Genomic DNA, 1,210 nt, shown 5'->3' on the forward strand with positions numbered 1-1,210 from the left:
AAGTCTCGCCGGTTGCTTCGAAGCGGTAAGGTAGAAACCCTACCGCCAGAATACGCGCGGATCTTAAAAGGGTGTGAAGAATTTATTACCAACCCCAATCGTTTCCCGTCACTTAATGCATGGGGCGGTGAAGCGGTGAATAATGTGCAGTGTCGCACCTTAATTGCGAAAGTATTAGCGTGCACTCTGCCGAACACAGACCTCATTGGAGGGCGCATCGGTTTGCCCACCGAAGCGGGATTGAAAACCATCAGCTACGACCAGCTTCAAGAAGATTATGCGTTGCGCTTTGGAGAGTTTATTTCGCCGAAGTCCTTTGCTAAAGCGGTGAAGTATCTAAAGCGTGCCAGCTATTTTCACAGTGAGCGGATCAATGTGTGTGTCGACCAAGACGAAGGGACGATACGCAGTGCACCCGCGTACAAACAGTTTACACCTCGCTTCTTTAATGACTTAAAAGTCGTGCGTTACACCAACATCAGCGAATTGATCCTCGCAACACGGGAACGCCAGACAAAGAAAGGACTGAGCTTTCAGTGGCTCTCTTTCCGTAAGATCGCGTCAGGGATACAAGAGATCTTCAATGCGTCAACGTTAAACACCTATGCGCAATCAACCTCAGCCTTCTTTAGTGAGTATCAACCGGACTTGGCCCCTAATTAAAGGGATATTTTTGTCTCCGCGAAAGCGGAGGGATCAGCACGTCTGAACCTTATCCTACCCTGCTTTATCTCTCATTTTTCTTGTTTCTCCCAACAGGTTATTCAGGGTTATCTTGCGCACGCAGTCTCATTCGGAAGGGATTTCTCTATTCACGGTTTTTTATAAGAAAGGCCGTGCAAGAAAGGAAGGATAAAAAAGACCGCTATAATGGCCATCAATAAGGGGCTGCGCTTATGAACACTACGTATAAAAATAAATAATTAAATCAATAGAAAAATAAATACTTAAGGACAAGCAAAAAAAAACGGCGCGGCAACCTTCTTTTGTCATACGACAGGGACCTTCTTCGATTAAACGCTGAGTCAGGTGGCTCCCTTTCATCATCTCCTTACTTAACGTCCACCTTCATCCGGATGGTATGGCTTAGCAGGGCGAGGGTTTTTAGTGCTGTCAATATTGCAGCCTAAAAAGAGCAGTATGGCGCTGTGAGAGGCTTTCTTCTTAATTTCATTAAATGGTCACGGTTCTTATTCAGCCGCTTAAGCTT

General features: G+C 45.8%; 1 protein-coding gene. It reads left to right on the top strand.

Annotated features, from left to right (window positions below; all coding sequences use genetic code 11):
- Nucleotides 1-663, top strand: a 663-nt coding sequence (locus AB4513_RS24680) for a hypothetical protein (RefSeq protein ID WP_102257389.1), incomplete at its 5' end; no start/stop codon positions are given.
- Nucleotides 664-1,210 lie beyond the last annotated feature (547 nt).

This window comes from Vibrio sp. 10N.222.54.E6 (assembly GCF_041473955.1).
Classification (GTDB): Bacteria; Pseudomonadota; Gammaproteobacteria; order Enterobacterales; family Vibrionaceae; genus Vibrio; species Vibrio tasmaniensis_A.